The sequence below is a fragment of the Spirosoma validum genome, assembly GCF_014699035.1.
GTDB classification, from domain to species: Bacteria; Bacteroidota; Bacteroidia; order Cytophagales; family Spirosomataceae; genus Spirosoma; species Spirosoma validum.
On sequence record NZ_JACXAA010000010.1, the window covers coordinates 248,235 to 268,150 of the forward strand.

General features: G+C 48.3%; 17 protein-coding genes. 9 read left to right on the forward strand and 8 right to left on the reverse strand.

All coding sequences use genetic code 11. The annotated features are described in order from the left end of the window. Window positions 1–335: 335 nt before the first annotated feature. Window positions 336–980: a PDDEXK family nuclease gene (locus tag IC230_RS24390; protein ID WP_191041673.1), complete on the forward strand. Its 645-nt coding sequence runs from the start codon at window positions 336–338 to the stop codon at window positions 978–980. Here the strand turns inward: IC230_RS24390 and IC230_RS24395 are convergent. The 4 genes from IC230_RS24395 to IC230_RS24410 form a co-directional block, all read right to left on the reverse strand. Continuing rightward, complete coding sequence (locus IC230_RS24395) at window positions 977–1,609, reverse strand: NUDIX hydrolase (RefSeq protein ID WP_191041674.1); 633 nt, start codon at window positions 1,607–1,609, stop codon at window positions 977–979. The two genes, IC230_RS24390 and IC230_RS24395, sit on opposite strands and share 4 nt — an antisense overlap. Window positions 1,610–1,686: 77 nt before the next feature. Then, window positions 1,687–3,291 carry an NAD(P)/FAD-dependent oxidoreductase gene (locus IC230_RS24400; protein ID WP_191041675.1) on the reverse strand — a complete coding sequence of 535 codons (1,605 nt, stop codon included), beginning with the start codon at window positions 3,289–3,291 and terminating at the stop codon, window positions 1,687–1,689. Window positions 3,292–3,414: 123 nt separating this feature from the next. After that, on the reverse strand, window positions 3,415–5,142 hold the full coding sequence (locus IC230_RS24405) for a GMC oxidoreductase (RefSeq protein ID WP_191041676.1): 1,728 nt from the start codon (window positions 5,140–5,142) through the stop codon (window positions 3,415–3,417). A 68-nt stretch (window positions 5,143–5,210) separates the two neighbouring features. Then, complete coding sequence (locus IC230_RS24410) at window positions 5,211–6,245, reverse strand: acyl-CoA reductase (protein ID WP_191041677.1); 1,035 nt, start codon at window positions 6,243–6,245, stop codon at window positions 5,211–5,213. A 134-nt stretch (window positions 6,246–6,379) separates the two neighbouring features. Between IC230_RS24410 and IC230_RS24415 the strand changes: the two genes are divergently transcribed. From IC230_RS24415 to IC230_RS24425, 3 genes are all read left to right on the forward strand, one after another. Then, entirely contained in the window at window positions 6,380–6,730 is a 351-nt protein-coding gene (locus IC230_RS24415) for a 4Fe-4S dicluster domain-containing protein (RefSeq protein ID WP_191041678.1), read from the forward strand. A 357-nt stretch (window positions 6,731–7,087) separates the two neighbouring features. Continuing rightward, entirely contained in the window at window positions 7,088–8,263 is a 1,176-nt protein-coding gene (locus IC230_RS24420) for a porin (protein ID WP_191041679.1), read from the forward strand. 64 nt (window positions 8,264–8,327) lie between these two features. After that, window positions 8,328–9,662, forward strand: a complete 1,335-nt coding sequence (locus IC230_RS24425) for an ammonium transporter (protein ID WP_191041680.1) — start codon at window positions 8,328–8,330, stop codon at window positions 9,660–9,662. A 174-nt stretch (window positions 9,663–9,836) separates the two neighbouring features. On the opposite strand, the gene IC230_RS24430 is transcribed toward IC230_RS24425, so the two are convergent. The 4 genes from IC230_RS24430 to IC230_RS24445 form a co-directional block, all read right to left on the reverse strand. Then, window positions 9,837–10,199, reverse strand: a complete 363-nt coding sequence (locus IC230_RS24430; protein WP_191041681.1) for a DUF1304 domain-containing protein — start codon at window positions 10,197–10,199, stop codon at window positions 9,837–9,839. A gap of 29 nt (window positions 10,200–10,228) precedes the next feature. Next, complete coding sequence (locus IC230_RS24435; protein ID WP_191041682.1) at window positions 10,229–11,332, reverse strand: acyltransferase family protein; 1,104 nt, start codon at window positions 11,330–11,332, stop codon at window positions 10,229–10,231. Then, window positions 11,329–15,348, reverse strand: coding sequence for a putative type IX secretion system sortase PorU2 (gene porU2, locus IC230_RS24440; RefSeq protein ID WP_191041683.1), 4,020 nt, complete (start codon window positions 15,346–15,348; stop codon window positions 11,329–11,331). The genes IC230_RS24435 and porU2 overlap by 4 nt, the downstream gene beginning before the upstream one ends. Window positions 15,349–15,478: 130 nt before the next feature. Then, window positions 15,479–16,423 carry an NAD(P)-dependent alcohol dehydrogenase gene (locus IC230_RS24445; RefSeq protein ID WP_191041684.1) on the reverse strand — a complete coding sequence of 315 codons (945 nt, stop codon included), beginning with the start codon at window positions 16,421–16,423 and terminating at the stop codon, window positions 15,479–15,481. 174 nt (window positions 16,424–16,597) lie between these two features. On the opposite strand from IC230_RS24445, the gene IC230_RS24450 reads away from it, so the two are divergent. From IC230_RS24450 to IC230_RS24470, 5 genes are all read left to right on the forward strand, one after another. Further along, window positions 16,598–16,870, forward strand: a complete 273-nt coding sequence (locus IC230_RS24450) for a hypothetical protein (RefSeq protein ID WP_191041685.1) — start codon at window positions 16,598–16,600, stop codon at window positions 16,868–16,870. A gap of 163 nt (window positions 16,871–17,033) precedes the next feature. Next, window positions 17,034–17,351: a hypothetical protein gene (locus IC230_RS24455; RefSeq protein WP_191041686.1), complete on the forward strand. Its 318-nt coding sequence runs from the start codon at window positions 17,034–17,036 to the stop codon at window positions 17,349–17,351. Between the two features lie 12 nt (window positions 17,352–17,363). Next, window positions 17,364–17,618 (forward strand): hypothetical protein, encoded by a 255-nt coding sequence (locus IC230_RS24460; RefSeq protein ID WP_191041687.1) that lies wholly within the window; start codon window positions 17,364–17,366, stop codon window positions 17,616–17,618. 156 nt (window positions 17,619–17,774) lie between these two features. Continuing rightward, on the forward strand, window positions 17,775–18,680 hold the full coding sequence (locus IC230_RS24465; RefSeq protein ID WP_191041688.1) for a glycerophosphodiester phosphodiesterase family protein: 906 nt from the start codon (window positions 17,775–17,777) through the stop codon (window positions 18,678–18,680). A gap of 95 nt (window positions 18,681–18,775) precedes the next feature. Continuing rightward, the gene (locus IC230_RS24470; protein WP_223860819.1) at window positions 18,776–19,804 is read left to right on the forward strand and encodes a glycerophosphodiester phosphodiesterase; all 1,029 of its coding nucleotides are present in this window, start codon (window positions 18,776–18,778) and stop codon (window positions 19,802–19,804) included. Window positions 19,805–19,916 lie beyond the last annotated feature (112 nt).

The following is a 19,916-nucleotide window of genomic DNA, read 5'->3' on the forward strand; positions in this document are numbered from 1 at the left end:
GCTATATCCGTAAAAATGCCTAAGCGTATAATGCCTCTTCGCTACTTTATTATCAGTTAAAGTGGAATTTGCCAAGATTCATTCTGCTCCTATCAGTTGAAACCCTTTATCGGGTAGCAGCCTTCAAAATAAAGGTGCAGGTATGAAGTACAGGAAGTACTTAAAAGAAAATCTACAGACGGCGATTTTCGGAAAGGAATTTGCCCTGTTGATTAGATTCTGACAGGGGGTGCATTCTCAAATTTCTATCATAACTACGGAAATGCTACGCTTGTTAGTCGTTCATATAGGTCTCATATGGGGTTTGTTTATATATTAGCCTAAAATAAAACGCTATGACGCCGGTAGAGGAGACTACAAAACCGAAGAAAGCAGCCATGACGCCCGAACAACGGCGACAACGGCAACTTTTGTTGAGCCAGCTCGTCTATGAAATGGACGACAAACCAATATACTACGCGGGCTATCGCGACGTATTGAATGGTCTCAAAGAACCGGAAGCAATCATGGGCGCAAGTTATTTGCAGAGTTATTTAGTTGAGATTATTCAACGTTTTCTGTTTTCACATCCATACAACAACCAATTTCGAATTTTGGCAAGTGAGCTGGGTGTGCAGATCGATAAAAAGAAATGGCGTTCGTGTGATATTGCTCTCTACGATAAGACGCGTTTAAAGGGAATTCCCTTATGGAACAAGTACATGCCTATTGCTCCGGATTATGTCATTGAAATTGATACAAAGGCCGATCTAAGTAAATATCATTACCAGCACGAATATTTTGTAAAAAAAACGCGCCAGCTTCATGAGTTTGGCGTAAAGAAAGTAATCTGGATTTTCACGGAAACTATACCCGTTATTTGGGAGTCTGAGTCCGCTGATGAGATTGTAATCCGGAACGGCTGGGATCATAACGTAACGATCACCGATGGCCTGACGTTTAATCTGGCAACACTATACGCCGATGCACAAAAAGATTAATCCGCATTCAATACCATTAATAACTCGCTGATCATCATAGCCGTAGCGCCCCAAACGCGGTAGCCCTGAATCTGATAGAACGGCGCGTCAACGAGCGTACCTCGTACTTCAATCTGGCTATCACCAACGATGGTTTCGTCCAGTAACGTCGTTAATTCGACTTCCACTACGGCTTCAACCTCTCGAGGGTCCGGGTAAAAATCCGGCCGGTAGGGAAGCATGCCGACTACGGGCTGTACATAAAAATTGCTGGGTGGAATAAATAACTCAGTCAGTAGACCCAATACTTTTACATCCGATATACGAATGCCTACTTCCTCCTGGGCTTCACGCAGGGCCGTACGGGTCAGGTTTTCGTCAATACGTTCCATTCGCCCACCCGGGAACGCCATCTGGCCCGCATGAACGCCATCATACTGAGGCCGCAGAATTAGTGGTAAATAAATGGAATGCTGATAGGGGTAGAAACAAATCAGCACCGCGCTTCGGCGTGTCCGTTCGTTGGGTTTAATGCCAAGCCGATACCGGGCTGTCGACGCCATTTTCTGGTGAGCTACTTCGCCCGGCAGCGGTTTTTGCAGCCGCTGGCGAAGGTCTTCCGTAAAGCTATGAAACGAGGTGTCGATCATTGTTTGATTTGTTGTTCGCCATCTGCCATATGTGGTTAACGTAACGCGGGTAACGGCTGGCCACAAGCAGGAAACGACTACCCTTTTTTATACAACTTAACTAATTCCTCCGCGCAACGTTCACCATCCATCGCTGCCGAAACGATCCCACCGGCGTAACCTGCCCCTTCACCGCAGGGAAATAATCGGCTAACCTGAACGTGTTCACACGTAGCACGATCTCTCGGGATACGCACTGGCGACGAAGTTCGGCTTTCTACGCCAATAAGTTGCCCCTCGTTGCTCAGATAGCCATTCATTTTCCGGCCGAAGTCGCGCAGTCCCTGCCGTAAAGGTTGAGCAATGTGATCGGGCAGAACGTCGCTCATATCAACCGAAGCTAAGCCGGGTTGGTATGAGGTTGGCAATAGCCCGCTTGACACACGACCATCAACGAAATCGGCGATACGTTGTGCGGGGGCCGTTTGCGAATCAGTTACGTTCGAAGGATTTCCCATCTGACAAGCCCAGCGTTCGAGATCATGCTGTAACGCCAGCCCAGCTAATGGTCCTTCATCAACGTAAGGCTGCAGGTCCTCATCAGCAATGGCTACAACCAACCCCGAATTGGCAAACTGCGAATCCCGACGCGAGGGCGACATACCGTTCACGACCAGTTCGCCCGGCGCGGTTGCCGCTGGCACAATAAACCCTCCCGGACACATACAAAACGAAAAAACGCCCCGTTCTACCCCCTTGAAACGGGTTTGCGTAACCAGGCTGTAGGAGGCTGCCGGTAAATAATCGCCCCGATCGGATCGGTGGTATTGAAACTGATCGATCAAACGCTGCTGATGCTCAATGCGAACGCCCATCGCAAATGGCTTGGCTTCGATCCGAACGTAGCGGTTATGGAGCAGATAAAAAATATCGCGGGCTGAGTGACCCGTTGCCAGAATAACCCCAATCCCGGTCAAGCTTTCGCCATTGGCTAGCACGACGCCTTTTATTTCGTTCGGGTCAGCCGGTGAACCGCTCAGGATTAAGTCGGTTACTTTGGTATCGAAACGTACCTCACCGCCCGCTTTCAGAATGCTGTTCCGCAGATCGGCTACAACGTTCGGGAGTTTGTTGGTACCGATGTGCGGGTGCGCATCCACCAGAATCTGTTCGGTAGCTCCATGTGCTACGAAGATTTCCAGGATCCGCCGGACATCGCCCCGCTTGGTCGAGCGCGTGTATAGTTTCCCATCCGAATACGTACCGGCCCCACCTTCGCCAAAGCAATAGTTCGATTCGGGATTGACAACATGATCTTTGTTAATCGCGGCCAGGTCACGACGGCGGAGACGAACATCACTGCCTCGCTCGAGCACAATCGGTTTTATGCCTAGTTCGATCAGTCGTAGAGCGGCAAATAAACCCGCCGGGCCCGCGCCAATCACTAGGGCTTGCGGAGCCAGCGTGACATCCATTTGTGGCTTCTGATACTGGATCAGTGGGGGAGGGGTTTCGCTGGCATACACGTCGGCTTCGACCTTCACCCGGACCTGCCGGTTGCGCGCATCGATCGACTGCCGTCGCTTACGTACTACTACGTCCTCAGTGTCGGGTAAGGCAAGACGACCCAATACCTCATCTCGAAAGGCCGTATCGTCTAAAGCCAGTTCAGGAGCAAGCGTTAGGGAAAGTTGATGAATCATTGGTGTAAAAATCGACTTAGGCTGTGGTTGCAGTTAGTCGGTAATTGAAAGGCAAAATTTGGACGAAATCCGCTCTTAACGTAACAGGTCAACAAAGGTTTGGGTTCGCTAGCGACGTAGCAACTACAACCGTAAGGCTTTCATCTGTTTAACGGCGTAATTCGCGGCTCTAGCCGTAAGTGCCATATACGTTAGCGAAGGGTTCTGCGTACTGGTCGACGTCATACAAGCGCCGTCGGTGACAAATACATTCGGACAATGATGTAGCTGGTTCCAGCGATTGAGTAACGACGTTTTCGGATCGCGACCCATCCGAACACCACCCATTTCATGATTCTCGCTACCCGGCAGTCGGCCAGTATCCTGCGTGCGAATGTTTTTGAAACCGGCCTTCGTGTACATTTCGGAGAATTGATCGAAGAAATCCCGCAGAATTTTTTCGTCATTTTCGTCGTAACCAACCGAAACTCTAAGTTGTGGTATCCCGAAATTATCTGTCAACGTCGGGTCAAGACGCACCGTGCTGTGTGGTTTCGGAATAGTTTCGGCCATCATCGCTGAGCCGACTTGCCATTCACCTAAGCCTGGATTTAACAGATTATGCTTTAATGCTGAACCAATACCGGCCTCATTCTGAGTAGACGGTCTCGAGGAATAGAACGTAGCGGCATAACCCCGCAGAAAATCGGTTTCCTGTTTCACTACGTTCCGGAATCGGGGAATGTAGCTGCTATTTGGCCGCCGACCATCCGTCGTAAATTCGGAAAAACCTTCATACGTAGCAGAAACTCGTCCCCGGTAACTGTGAAACGCCACGTGCGTACCCAATAGCCCACTGTCATTCCCCAGGCCATTTGGAAAACGGGTTGAGATTGAATTCAGAAGAATCAGATTGGTATGCAGTGCCGACGCATTCACGAAAATAATATGGGCGTAATACTCCGTCATCTGGTGCGTTTGCGTATCAATCACCCGTACGCCCGTCGCTTTGCCGGTTACCTTTCCATTCGTTTGGTCATCGTAAATAATGGAATGAACAACCGAATTAGGCTGTAACGTGAGTTTCCCGGTACGTAGCGCCCAGGGAATGGTCGACGCATTACTGCTGAAATAGCCACCATACGGACAACCGCGTTCACATAACGTTCGATGCTGACATTGTGCCCGACCTTGCTGATAATGAATAGGCTTCGGCTGAGTGAGGTGAGCTGCCCGACCAATGATTACATGCCGGTCGTTATACTGCGTAGCGATCTGTTTTTTGAAATACGATTCGACACACGACATCTCGTGCGGAGGCAGGAACTCACCATCCGGCAACGTAGCGAGACCATCCCGGTTTCCGGTGATGCCCACGAATTTTTCAACGTGACTGTACCAGGGTGCAATATCGGCGTATCGAATTGGCCAGTCTACGGCAAAGCCATCGCGGGCGGGTCCTTCGAAATCAAAATCGCTCCATCGCTGTGTCTGTCGTCCCCAGGTCAGCGAGCGCCCACCTACCTGGTAGCCATGTATCCAGTCGTAGGGCTTTTCCTGTACGTAAGGCTGTTCACTGTCTTTAGCAAAAAAATGCAGTGTGTCTTCGTGGAAGGCGTAGTTCCGGCTGGCAATTGAATAATCTTTGCGGATGTGAAGTGGTACTTGCCCGCGATGTTCCAGCTCCCATGGATTTAACGTAGCGGTTGGATAATCGGTGATGTGATCGACCGGCCGACCTCGTTCCAGCAATAACGTACGTAATCCACGTTGCGTAAGTTCTTTTGCTGCCCAGCCTCCACTAATTCCCGAGCCGATCACGATGGCATCGTATGTACGGGTTTTTACACTATCTATCGATAAATACGCCACGTCTACTAATGATTTTACGGAACGATCCAATAAGAACCGTTCCGTAAAAATAACAAACTCAACGCTTTTTAAAGCGTTGCCAGAAAGGCCATTGTGTCAACCCCATCGGCGTAATCATTCAGACTGGGGTGCTGGGTTTGTCCGAAGGGAACACTACCCGAAAGCCAGCCCTGGGCAGAAGCTACCACCTGAATTCGGTCGGCGTTGGCATCGAGCCACGTGATGGCGTCGTCCTGAGTCTGGTACGTCTGGTAATACACGACTGAAATGGGCGAAACCAGACCTTCATTTTCAGTTAGTAACAGGTAGCCGTTATCAAAGTGCGGTATGGCATTGATGAGATAGATCGACTTATTGTAATCGTAGTTGTTCTGGTACTTGTGGTTATTCAGAAAGGTTTTGGCCTCTGGTTCCAGCGTACGTAATAAAGGCGTGAAGTCATACGGCTCACCATTAGGCCCTTCTGGAACCAGCAGCGTTGAGACATTTCGGCACCCTAACCCATAATAATCGGAAAGGTCATGACCAAGTTTTTGAAACTCTTCTTCGCTTTCTTCGCCCATCAGCAGACCTACCGACGTACGGTTTTTGCGAATGATACTTGGCTTCTTCCCAAAGTAATGCTCAAAGTAACGGGCTGTGTTGTTACTCCCTGTTGCGATATAAGCATCAGCCGCATTTAGTCGGTCGGCTTCCTCCAGCCAGCTATCGATCGCTGGATTGACCTCCTTTAATTTTTGTATTAAATAGTGGATAAATACAAAATCCTGGCTGCTTAGTTTCGCCAATAGTTTGTGACCGCTCATAAGTACGCAGAGCAGATCGTGGAACCCAACGGCAGGAATATTTCCTGCCATAACGACCCCCACCGTACGCGGTTGCTTTGGCTCAGTCGGATACTGACTGGCCCAGGCCGTGAGCTTATCGGCGGTTAGAAAATCATCCGCAAGAGCGCGTAAGGCAGCCAATGAGTTCTCAAGCGTAAACCAGTTATTTTTATAGTAAGCCTGTTGAGCAATAGCAGCTAGTTCGGGTTGGGCATCAGCTGAGCGCAGAAAGTCACCTAGAGCCACGAACGTTTGCAGACGTTCTGAATGAAGCATGAATTGGATAAACAAATGGAATACACCATCAACTAATGTAATGAAAATTTAGTTTGTTGCCAACCTTTAAATAGTTATATTTGTTGTCCTATTTAAGATAGTATAAATTTAGCGTATATAAATCAGACCTGCTCATGGCAATCATGATTACCGATGAGTGCATCAACTGTGGTGCCTGCGAACCCGAATGCCCTAATACAGCCATCTATGAGGGTGGCGTCGAATGGACGTGGGGTGGGGGAACGGAACTGACCGAAGTCGATTTTGGCGATGGTACAGTTGTGAGTGGCAAAGCTCCTCAGTACCCTGTCTCGAACGAATTTTATTACATCGTCTCTGATAAATGCACCGAGTGTGTAGGCTTTCACGAGGAACCTCAATGTGCGGCCGTGTGCCCAGTTGATTGCTGTGTTCCCGATCCTGAACACGAAGAAGAAGAAGACACATTGCTGGCTAAGAAAGCATGGCTGCACGCTGAAGCATAAGCTAGCAGGACAAACCAGTTTACCATACAACAAAGCCCGATCAGTTTCCTGATCGGGCTTTGTTGTTTTCTAGCCTAAATACAACTCTAAAATAGGCGATTTCGCCCTAAAAAAGCAAGTTTTCATATAAAATAATATTCTGTAAAAGGTGCATTACGCAAAATATAGTTTAGAATTAAATTTAATAGTTATTTAGGTACTTATGGCTGAAGAAATAGAAATATTTCAATTTTTTTGGCTAAAATCTAAGAAATCGCATAATTATTTGAGGTTGCTTATTGCGTACGATAATTTTTTAAACAAAATTTGCTTCGAAATGAAACCACGATAATAATTTACCACAACCAAATTTATAATATGAAAAAAGCTGTTTTACTTATTGGATCTTTGTTTTTTGGTTTAGCCGTTCAGGCGCAGGATTCTACTTCAGCAACCCCCGGAAAATTCACGTTTTCTGGTTACATGGATACGTATTATTTTGGTAACTTCAATAATCCCAGAAGTCAGTCGAACTTAGGCTTAAGTGGTCCTGGTGTTCCGGGTACAGCGCGCGCTTTCGATCAGAAAGCGGGTCAATTTGGCATCGGTTTGATTCAGGCAAAAGCGACGTACACGGCTGATAAGATTGACGCCGTTATGGATCTGGCATTTGGTCCATTTGCTGATCTGGGTAACTATGGCAACAATGTCGGATTTCTTGGTGCTGGTTCAACATCGCTGGCGATCAAACAGGCCTACATAACCTTTAAAGCGACTAACAAATTATCGTTCACAGCAGGTCAGTTTGGTACCCACATTGGCTACGAGGTTATCGACGCTCCGGTTAACTATAACTATTCGCTCTCGAACCTTTTCAACAACGGACCCTTTTATCACATTGGTCTGAAAGCGCAGTATGCGTTTAGCGATAGAGCCTCTTTGATGCTTGGTCTTGTCAATAATGTCGACAACATCTTTGACAACAATAAAAAGAAAGGCGTGATTGGTCAGTTCTTCTTCTCACCAGTATCGGGTTGGAACGTCTATGTAAATGGAATCATGTCGAATGAGGCTTCTAATCCTGTTCTGGGTGTCGACAGCACAGTTGCGCTAAGTGCTGACAAAGGCATGTATTCGTTGCTTGATCTAACGACCACCTATCAGATTTCATCTAAGTTCTTCCTTGGCCTGAATGCGGCTATGGGCTCTCAAAAAGGTGATTATCAAGGCTACGGTGGACCCGCTACGTCGAAGAGCTGGGGCGGCTTTGCGCTGTATTCCAACTACGCCTTCACCGACAAATTTGGCTTAGGAGTTCGGTATGAAATGTTCGATAACAAAAGTGGCGTCCGGGCTCTGCTCGACGCTTCCGGAAAGGGTGCCAGTGTTAATTCCATTACCGTAACGGGAAATATTACGGCGGCTGATGGACACATCCTGTTTAAGCCTGAACTACGGGTTGATAGCTACTCAGCCAACAAATTCGAGAAAAATAATGGCTCTCTAACTAAGTCGCAGGCTACCCTGGGCATGGCTGCCATTTTCAAGTTCTAATAGATAACCCCGCTTGCTTAACCCAATTTCTTAACTCAGTACAACAAAAAACCTCTCCTGTATTATGCAAAAGCCCAGTTACATTCCTCTCATTCTTCTGCTAGTTTTTGCCGTGCTCGGTATACTGCCTGGTTTCAATGGCGTTCCGACACAGATCGTAACCGAAGGCATCAGCGCTGGTGATACGGCCTGGATGCTCGTTGCCACAGCTCTTGTCTTGTTGATGACTCCTGGTCTGGCCTATTTCTACGGCGGTATGGTGAATAACAAAAATGTTATCTCAACCATGCTGCAAAGTTTCGTAGCGATGGGTGTTATTAGTGTTTTGTGGGTTGTTATTGGATTTAGTCTTGCATTCGGTTCGGATATTGGTGGTTTCATTGGTAATCCAATGGATCACTTTATGTTCAAAGGCGTATTGGACGGTAAGCCCTGGTCCCTGGCCGCTTCGATTCCCCTGGTCGTTTTCGCGTTCTTCCAACTTAAGTTTGCCGTCATTACGCCTGCTCTGGTAACGGGTTCAATGGCCGAACGTATCAATTTCAAGTCATACGTTTTGTTCATGATCCTGTTCAGTGTGTTCGTATATGCTCCCCTGGCACACATGACCTGGCATCCAGAAGGTATCCTGTTCAAACGGGGTGTGCTTGATTTTGCTGGTGGTACGGTTGTACATATGTCCGCTGGCTGGGCCGCTCTGGCCGGTGCTTTGTACCTGAAACGCCGGAAGTCACAAATCGAAGCTAGCTACTTCCCACCAGCCAACATTCCGTTTGTTCTTCTAGGTACGGGTTTACTGTGGTTCGGCTGGTTCGGTTTTAATGCAGGTTCGGCAGTAGGTGCAACGCCACTGGCCGCTTCGGCTTTCGCAACAACCAACACAGCTGCGGCTGCGGCTGGTCTGGCCTGGGTTCTGTTCGATGCCGCTAAAGGCAAGAAAGTATCGGCACTGGGTTTCTGTATCGGTGCAGTAGTAGGCTTGGTCGCTATTACGCCAGCCGCTGGTTTTGTAACGGTTCCAACCTCTATTTTCATCGGTACCGTAGCTTCTATGATTTCGAATTACATCGCTCACTTACGGTCGAAGTCAACTCTGGATGATACGTTGGACGTGTTCCCTTGCCACGGTGTTGGTGGTATGGTTGGTATGGTCATGACCGGCATTTTCGCCAGCAAAGGGGTTAACTCAGCTGTAACGGTTGAAGGCTTGGCTTTTGGCGAAACGGGTCTGTTCGTTGAGCACATGATCGCCCTGGTTGGCGTATCGGTATTTGCCTTTGCTATGTCGTTCCTGCTCCTGAAAGTGACTGACCTGATTCTGCCACTTCGTGTAACGGAAGAAGACGAAAAGCAAGGTCTGGATGTCAGCCAGCACGACGAATTCCTGATCGAAGCGTAATTATAAACAAATGGTCACTACGTGTCTCAAAATCGTGGTGACCTAATCAATATTGCAACAGAGCCACAGGCACCCTGTCTGGCCGTGATGTCTGGCAGCTTTATCTGTGGTTTTGTTGTACTTATGGAGCCGTTCCCGCTTGGGGACGGTTTCCTATTTTATACCCTTTCCCGTCTATGAGAGCAACGTGAAAAGCAGGGCTATAATAGCGGGAAGGGCCTGAACGTAGAAAATAGATTTCTGAGCGGTCAGCGCCCCAAAAATACCCGCTACAATCACGCATCCCAGAAAGAAATAAGCGACGTTATTGTGCCATTCATTGTTTTGGATAAGTAATGACCAGATGAGCCCGGCGGCTAAAAAGCCATTGTAGAGTCCCTGGTTTGCAGCCAGCGATTTGGTTGGCTCAAATAAATCGGGTGGGAGCGATTTAAAGGTTTTCCGGCCTCTGGTTGTCCAAGCAAACATTTCCAGCCATAGAATATAGAGGTGTTCAATGGCTACGAAGCCGATTAAAATGCTGGCGATTAGTTTCATAACTCTTCAAAGTTGTTAACGTAAATTATCTAACGTAGCAGACGTCGACCTGACAAGCACGGATACAAAGGTCTCTCAATAAACACGTACAGACCGTGAGCGATCACGATCAGTAAACCGAACAGCAGCCAATAATTCCGTATTCCCATTTGCTGTAATCCGTTCGCAACTACCCCAAGATGAATCAGATAAAAAGCGTAGGAACTGTGTCCCAGTGCCTGAAAAAGAGGAAACGACAACACGTAATGAATGATCGATTTTTTGTTGAGTAAGCCCAGGAAAATCAGCCCGATACCAATTGGCAGAACACAGTTGTAGGCAATAAATTCGCTTCCTATTAATGCCACCGATTCAACAGTGTAAGACGCTACGTTGGCTTGCCAGATAACGCAGATTCCGAGTATGACTAGCCCACTGGACGTAGCAAAACGATAAGCAGGCATTTGTTTCCGGTGCCAGCGATGGGCCAGCCACATACCCACAATGAACTCAAACGCTCGCCCGAAAAACGTGTAAAACAGCATAAATGGTAAGTTGCCAAAGAAACCCCATCCGTTTGTTTCTTTCGCTATAAGCCATGCAGACAGGCCAATGCTGAGCAATCCGATGGTTAGCCAGAACGCTCCCCAACGTCGTAAGCCGGTAAAAAGGAAGGGAGCCAACAGGTAAAAACAGGCTTCGACCGTCAGGCTCCAGCTTTGGGCTATACCGCTGAATTTGATCTCGTCAAAAAAGCCTTTTAGTAACGTAATATTCAATACAAAGAGTGATAAACTCATTGGCTGGCCCCTCATTGCGCTAATTCCAGCGGTTAGAAAAAAGAGCAACGCATACAGTGGGAAAATTCGAGCGAATCGATTCTGTAAATACCTCCGCCATGACCAGTTTTTCTGAGTGAAAAAACTCTCCGCGTAGCGATGATAAATCAGAAACCCACTCAGCACGAAGAATATCGATACGCCAACATAGCCTTGGTCAAATAGCCGACGAGCGATAGTACCGGACGTAGCTGGATTATAGTGATGAAGAAAAACAAGATAGGCAGCCATCGCTCGTAAACCTGTTAGTGCCGACACGTAACGTCCAACGTTGTTTGAATCCAGTGGACCAGCGTTTACCAGAGCCCGGGTCATCGAAGTAAGATAATTCGGCCATTGAGTCGTTCGGCCAAACCGCTGTTCATCGGCCAGTCGTTCGGATCGGTAATGACAATTTTATACAAATACACGCCAGCCGGAAGTAATGCGCCGGAATCGGATCGCCCGTCCCACGTCCACTCGTTGAGCCCGATACGTACCGACCCATGCAGGCGACGTACTAGGTGTCCGTTCTGGTCGGTGAGGGCAATTGTTACGTTCTGGGGTGGGTGGTCGCCCGAGAGGGTAAAGGCAAAACGTGTTTGATCTCGGAAGGGGTTTGGGTAGATGGTAAAGTCAGTCAGACGGTGGGCGTTTATCACCTGGAAACGCACCTGATACGGTACGGCTCTATTACCTACGGCGTCGCGGGCAGTAACGAGCAAATGATAGTTGCCTTCAGTTAAGCTGGGTGATACATACCGAATCCTGAATACGTTGTCTGCCTCGGTTGCTTGAATCACGGCGTTCTGCCAGCTAAGTCGCTCGAATCGGGAGTTTTTGCCGGGACGTTGCACATATAAATCAAGGCCCGTCGTGTCGCGCCGGATAAGCGACCGGTTGTCATCGGTTACCAGTACGTCGATTACGGGTTGGGCTGAAACAACCGAACCGTCTGTAATTCGTGCTCCATCGAAAGCCACTTCAAGTAATGGACCAACGACATCCGCCTGGACGGGTACGGCTAAATCCAGCGTATTATTCTGAAACGAGTATTCGGGTTGAAGGCGAGGATTTACCGTTAAGATAATTCGGTTGTAACCTGGTAATGTTTCTGTAGCAATTACTGACGAAAAACGTAACGTATCAGTACCGTTCAACGCTTTAACTTTCCACTGTTTTAGTTGGGGATTGGATAGCCCGGATGCGTAAATCGTTTGCTGAACAATAAGCGAATCGGCAAATGGATAGGGGCTTAGGTTCGTAAATTCAATGGGAATAGTGAGTACGTCACCCTGCTGAATATCCGTGGAAAGAGGCTTTGCCAGCCGAATCTGGCCTTCAGGTAAGCCGAGCGCCGGACTGTTTGGCGCATACGTAAATGAACCCGTAGCCCATCCTGAATCTGCACGTACAGAACCGTTTTGGTAGTCTGCCCGCCGGACGCGCCAGTAGTACGTAGTATTCGGCCGATCAGGCAACGTAGTTGGATAACTAATGATGGCGATAGCAGTAATACGTTGGGTCAGGTGTAGTGGACTGTCGAATCGGGTGGTGCTGTCAAGTTCCAGATCGAAGGTATGCGGAGTCGTGGTAGCATAATTGGCCGTCAATCGAATAGTTGTCGTTTTGACTACACTATTCGGTGCTGGATAAATTAAAATGGGTTTCTGCCCGACCAATGTTACGTCAGTGGTAGCCTGATTGTTAGAATGGTTTTTTTCAGCACGAACCGACGGGGAGTCAGCAGGATTGATCGTTACCTCAAATTGGTTTTGTCCCTCAGTGTCAGGCGCATTCGGGAAGATTAGTATCAGTGTATCACGGTAAGCAATTGGCTGAGGGATTATCCAGTTAAAAATCCCTGATTCTCGTCCGTGAACGAACCGACGTACCCGGACGGGAATCGCTCCGACCCGATATTGCCCGGCATTCTGAACCACAACCTGGATCTGCACCGAATCGCTCTGTAGACTTAACCGCTGGTGATGCGTGTCTTGAATGCTAAGCCCACCGGTCGTTACGATGTAATCCGGGGTTTTGAAGGGAAATAGTCGGATAGCCGGGTCGCCCTGTAAAACCATTTGCTGACAGTTGGCCACTGCCCGTCCATCAGATGATTGCGCCAGAATCCGCCGGATCGTTTCCTGCTGAAGTTGGCCAATGGATTTGTATAAATGAGTACTGTCCGCCAGTAGCGTATACAGCGTAGTGCTATACTGATGCAGGACATCCGGGTAGCCGAGATGGCTGTGGGCAATAGCCGCAATGGCTCCTCGGTTGGGCGTAAGCACCCAGTCGGTTGCGAGCGTTGGACGACCGAAAAAGAAATTACCGATAGCGCACCCATTAACGAGCAGAAGCGGGTATTTGCCTTTGTTCCGATAGCCTAGGGCGTCATTTGAAGAAAAGCCGATATCCAGATCGGTCACGTCCAAACCGGAATGGCCGAAAAACGTCATCAGGCCGATGCCTTCGTTAACGGCTTTCACTACGTCGATGGATTCGACCAACTTATCGGTTGTTTTCGAGAGGGTTGTTACCTGAGCTCCCAGCGATTGACCGAAGGCCTGTTTTTGGTAGGTATCCATCAACTGGCGAAATAAGGCGACTTCCGTTGGCGTCTCGCCCCCGCTGAGATGCAATAGATTTTTGCGCCACAGAGCCTCTCCCGAAAGGCTTTCGTATTCTTTTACTTTGTTCAGATAATCAATCACTTCCTGCGACGTACCGGCATTGATACGTCCGGTCGGTACCGCTGGCACGTCTGGTGCTTCGCCATTCAATCCCGCCGTCAATACTACGTCAGAACCGGGAAATCCACCGGTCATAACCAGGTCGAGCAACGCCTGATTCGGATCGTGTCGAATGCCGGGTATACTGCGGCTGCGACCGAGTAGCAATAAATACTGTAACGCACCCTCGCTTTGCCTAAGTAATTGATCCGTAAACCGACGGATGGCCAGTGGATGCCGTTCGCCATAGCTATACTGATCAATAAGCTGCTGCATGGTAACCGTCAGCGTATCGTATCCGCCACCCGCTGCCGACGCACGGTAACGGGCATAGTCACGAACGGCATCGATTGGTTGCGTCAACGCTTCGTGGCTGATAATCAAATACGTTGGCTTACGATTCCGCCAATCCGTAAACCTCACTTGTCGAATAGATGGGACCGATTTCGGCTGACTTACGGCCAAAAGGGTACGTAACGTATCGGTTCCGCGTACAACAAATCGAGCTGTTCCAGTCGACGATACAGTTGCGCCAAGACGTCGGGGTGTCGTTGGGTCTGAAATGTCCCAGAAACGTGTGGCTGGATGTGCGTCTACTACGTCTATGCGTGAACGGCCTGTCGGGTTAAGAGCAAGCCGAAACGTGCGTGTGGTTTGTCCGTTGATAGTGAACCGCTGCGGGTATCGGAGCTGGATATACGATACCGAATAGTTATCTGTAGTTGAACTTTCATTCCGCGAGACCGTCGATAGAAACAACTGGCCGTCAGCACTTACATCATTCCAGCCAGCGTCTTCCCGAATTCGCGCATTATCATACGTTGAAAAACTGATCGTATCGAGTAGCCGCTGGCTATTGGTTGTTGGTCCAACCCGACAGTCTACCCTGTGATCGATTAGATCCCGACCAACCAGCAATACGTCGATTTGCGGATCTGGGGCCGTCCGGACCAGATTCGTAAGCTGAAAAAGGGTAGTATATGATTTATTTTTCTGTTGTATCGTACCCGTATATCCTTCTCCGGCTTCGTAATAGCTGTATTCAATTTTGGGCGGAATTCCAGCTGCCCAACCGGGATAAGTATCTGTAAATAAGCGTAGTTCCTCTTCCCAATGATACGATTCGGTAGCCAGACCAGCGTACGTAGTATCCGAATAGATTACCATGCGCTTACCCGCTTTTCCATCGAGCCGCCAGGTCAGGAAATAGGCTGTTGTATCGCTGAACAGACTGTAATACGTGTGAGGTTGAGCACTGTGGGGTCGGTAAAGCAGCGAATCCTGATCGCCATCGTTCGCACGGCCATAAAACTCGATAAAATCACCCGCATCGAAACGCTGGTCCGGTTCCCCTTCAACATAAATCGCCTGTTCAACACCCCTATGAAAGAGCTGAAAAGTTATAGGATTAACCGGATTGACCGGAACGCCGGCCTGCTGTAATTCGGCTGCTGTGATGCGGTAGAGCCCGTTTTGGGCTATCGGTATTTTGATATATGTCTGCGAATAATTGATCCAGTGCGTAGGGTCGGGGTCATTACCGATAGATTGAGCCGGGATAATGGTCGCTCTGATAACGAATAAAAAGACAAACAGACAAGTCCGCGTTCGATGCATGGTAAGAATGATGCCGTAGAAAGTAATTACTGGAGTTAGACGGTCGTACCTTACTGTAGGTATCAGTTACGTCTCTGCCAATGGTTGCTTACACGAACATTTTCTTTGCTACACGAAAAGGCTGCGCTCACTAATCATCAATGAGCTTCAGGATCAATTTTCCTTTTACGTTGCCTGACTCGCTGTAGTCATGCGCCTGAGCGAGTTCATCCAACGGATACGTTCGGTCAACTACGGTTTGTAACTTCCCCTCAGCCATTTGCTTCAGAAGCCAGATCGCGTCTTCCTGCTTGAAACTGACGAGGAGTGACTCCGCTTTCTGGGACTGAAAAATGGTGACGACTTGATCCAGAATTTGTTTGGGCGAGGGAAGCGTCGTTACGTAGATGCCGTCTTCAGTCAATACATTTTTGCACTCGTCGTAATTACTTTTACCGACAGCGTCAAAAATAATATTGTATCGTTCTGACTGCTTCGTAAAGTCAACCGTGTCATGATCAATCACATGATCAGCGCCCAATTGGAGCGCTAAAACCGCATTATCGGCACCGCAAACGGCTGTAACCTGTCCGCTCAGCAAGCGGGCAATCTGGACGGCGAACGTACCAACTCCGCCGGATGCACCATTGATCAGAACCTGGTCGCCGGGACGAAGATGGCCTTTATCCCGAAGAGCCTGTAAGGCCGTCAGAGCAGCCACGGGGACGGCGGACGCCTGCACAAAACTAACTTCGTCGGGTATCCTGACGACGCTTTTCCGTTTAGCCACTACGTAATCTGCATACCCACCTCCCTCAGGGCCCAGAGAAGCAATCACCCGGTCGCCAACCTGTAGATCGGTGATCATCAGACCGACTTCCATCACGACACCGGCACATTCGCCACCCAGAGTTTTGGGGAAATCGTTTGATAAAACCAGTTTCATACCTCCGTCCCTGGCTTTTGTATCCATGGGATTAATGCCAGCCGCATGCACGTGAATAAGTACGTCATGCGTATCAATTTCCGGTTTAGGCACATCCGTTACGTGCAGTTCCTGGCTGGTTCCGTATTCGTTAATCACAGCGGCTCTCATAGTTAATTCAGGTCATGTTGCTCAATCATAACTGAATAATTACCCCCTGGTGTTTAGGTATTTTAGGAACAGGGGCGCTTTACAAGCCACTATTTTTCGTGACCAGCAAACAATCCCGGCTCATCGTACTTATTGAGTTTACGTTACGCAGTACAACATAACCCGTTAAACGCGATGAAAAAGCAAATCAGACAATATACCCCCGATGGACAAACGACGTCAGGTGGTGGTATGGACAATTCGGCAGCAAATGGAAGCAACGTATCAGGCAACCAGGGTACAGATAATGCTAGTGATAATGCGGACCTAGCGGATGTAAGCGGCCCCAATCAGGACAGCGACGAGGACGATTCAGGTGTATCCAGACGTAAGGAGAATACGGGCGCACTAACCGGAACCGATAAGGATGAAACTGGACCGGGTGAAACGATGGCTACAGAATCCTAGCTGATTCCACGGAAGGTCGCATTACAATGAATCCTCGCCTGATAAATTGGGCGAGGATTTTTATTTTTCAGAAGAGTCGAAAAAATAGTTTCAAAAGCGGTAAAGTAATTTCTCCGTTGATTCGTCATCCTTTATAGAACAGCAAATCAAAACACGAATCAACATGAACAACACACTTGTAAAATCCATTTTAGCGGGTCTGCTTATCGGAGGAGCTTTATTTATTATGCCCTTCTTTCTGCTGCGCTTCGTTGTTTTCTTCCTGATTATCGGCGCTCTGTTCCGGCTCTTCGGGGGCGGACGTTTCCGCCGGAGAGGGTGGGGGCCAGGCTGGGGCTATGGACGTGACTATGCGTTTACCGACCGGATTCGCCAAATGAGCGATGACGAATATAGTCAGTACAAACAGCGTTCCGACTATAATCGATATGGGAATTATGTGGCTCCTAAAACGACTAATGAAAATCCCACAAATAGCTAAACAACCGCACTCATGAGAAATCGATTAAACCCCTGGGTTGTCGTGCTGACGGCTGCCCTAACCTTCGGAAGCCTGATGGCTTTCGTTGGCCCGCGTTCATTCGGCCATCATTGGAGATCTTATGGACACTACGGTCGTCATGGCTGGCATGGGCCGCATGAGCGGTACCGTTATGACGACCGCTACGATGATCGACGCTATGAGGATCGACGTTCAGACCGACATGCGGATCAGGTACCCGTGAAACCTGATACCGGTACGTACTAGTAAACAGGGAAAACCTGTTCAGTAGAGAGGCAATTCAGCAATGGATTGCCTTTTTGTGTTAAGAAATTAGTATGATTCATTCTCTTGGCAGAACTGGTTCAGTATGATAACCGTACTTTGTTCTTAGAATCTAGTATAGACCTTCGTATATTGATCATGACCAAACAAATCGTTCTTATCGCGGCCACCCTGTTATTGACGGTCGGATTTGCGCAGCCAGTACAAGATCAGCCACTGTATCGATTGCCTATCCGGACTGTTCAGGATCTTCATAATTTTTTTAAATGGACGGATCAGAAAAAACCGATCATCAGTGGGCATAGGGGAGGAATGATCAAAGGCTTCCCCGAAAATTCGATTGCTACGTTCGAGAATACGCTGAAGCATACGCCTGCTTTCTACGAAACCGACCCGCGCCTGACCAAAGATAGTGTGATCGTGTTGATGCATGACGAGACGCTGGACCGCACAACAACCGGTCACGGAAAAGTGAGCGATTATACCTGGGCTGACTTGAAAAAGCTGTTCTTAAAAGATGCTGAGGGGAACGTAACGGATCACCGCATTCCGACGCTGGCCGAAGCGATTGAGTGGGCTCGGGGAAAAACTGTTTTGAATCTGGATAAGAAGGACGTACCGTTTCCCCTGATTGCGGCCATGATTCGGAAGCATAAAGCCGATGCCTTTGTCATGCTCACCGTCCATACCGCTGAGCAGGCCCGTTTCTACTACGATGACAATAAAGACCGGATGTTTTCGGCATTTGTGAAAACGCCACAGGCGATGGCCGAGTATGAAAAGGCGGGCATTCCCTGGAACCATATGATTGCCTACATCGGTCCGGACATTAAGCCCGAGAATCAGGAAATGTATAAGTTGCTTCACGCCAAGGGCGTTATGTGCATGATTTCGTCCGCACCTACCTACGACAAACTACGTACTAAACCAGAGCGCCTGTCAGCCTATCAGGCTATCATTACCGATGGTGCCAGTGTACTTGAATCCGATTTGCCTATTGATGTTGCCGAAGCATTACGTTTGCTGGAAGTTGCCAAAAAGTAGACGAGTAGATTAAGAATGTTTTATCATTCTAGACTGGCCACAAGGTACGTAGCGCTGTACATTACCTTTGACGAAAGATATTAGCTGAATCTATTATGAAATCGACGATTGTTACGTTTGCTATTCTAACGTTTCTCGGAACCACGCCCGCAATGGCTCAATTATTCCCTTTTTCACTGACCAATTACACGTATAAACCGGCTCAACTGACCATTGGTACGTTACAGGGTAAGGAATCGGTTAGTCGCTATACGCTACAGGGACCAACGGCTAACTTGTTCTCAATAAATAAAGCAAACCAGCTCACTATCAAAGCGGAAGCGGCTGGCTCAGACAAACCCTGGTACGACGTGGTGATTGAAGGCAGGAGCGCCAGCGGTACCAAACGCGATACGTTACGTGTAGTAAAAGATTCGTTTATTCGGAATCAGGTCATTGCGCACCGGGGAGCCTGGAAACAGTCAGCCACTACGGAAAATTCGATTACGTCGCTTCAGAATGCGGTAAAGTTAGGCTGCATGGGCAGCGAATTCGATGTGCACATGTCGTCGGATTCGGTGTTGTTTGTTAATCACGATCATGCCATTCAGGGTATAGAAATCGAAAAAACGCCAGCGGCTGAATTGGCGAAAATCAAGTTGAGTAACGGCGAATCGTTTCCTACGTTAGAATCCTATCTGAAGGAAGGGATGAAGCAGACCCGTACGAAGCTGATTCTGGAAATCAAAACATCCAAAGTTGGGAAAGAGCGGTCGCTGGCGCTGACGGAGCGGATTGTAAAGATGGTGCACCAGTTAAAAGCACAAGCCTGGGTCGATTACATTGCTTTTGATTACGACGTCTGTAAAAAGGTGAAAGAATTAAGTCCGGAAGCGGCTGTCTCGTATCTGAACGGTGATAAAACCCCGGAACAGCTAGCGGGCGATCATCTGAACGGATTTGATTATCACTATAGTATACTGCGTAAGAACGAAAACTGGATGCAGGACGCCAGCCAGCGTAAGCTGACTACCAACGTCTGGACGGTAAATAGTGAAGCGGATTTACGTTGGTTTCTGGATCACAAAGTGGATTATATCACGACGAATGAACCCGAGCTGTTGCTGACAATGGTACGGCAGTAACGTTGTAAAGTTGGTTTGAGCAACTAAAATTAAAAGTCCCTAAATCCCCTTTAGGGCAGGGCTGTTAAGTGCTAATCCCGTAGGGATGAGATCATTGTAGAAATAAGCAGGG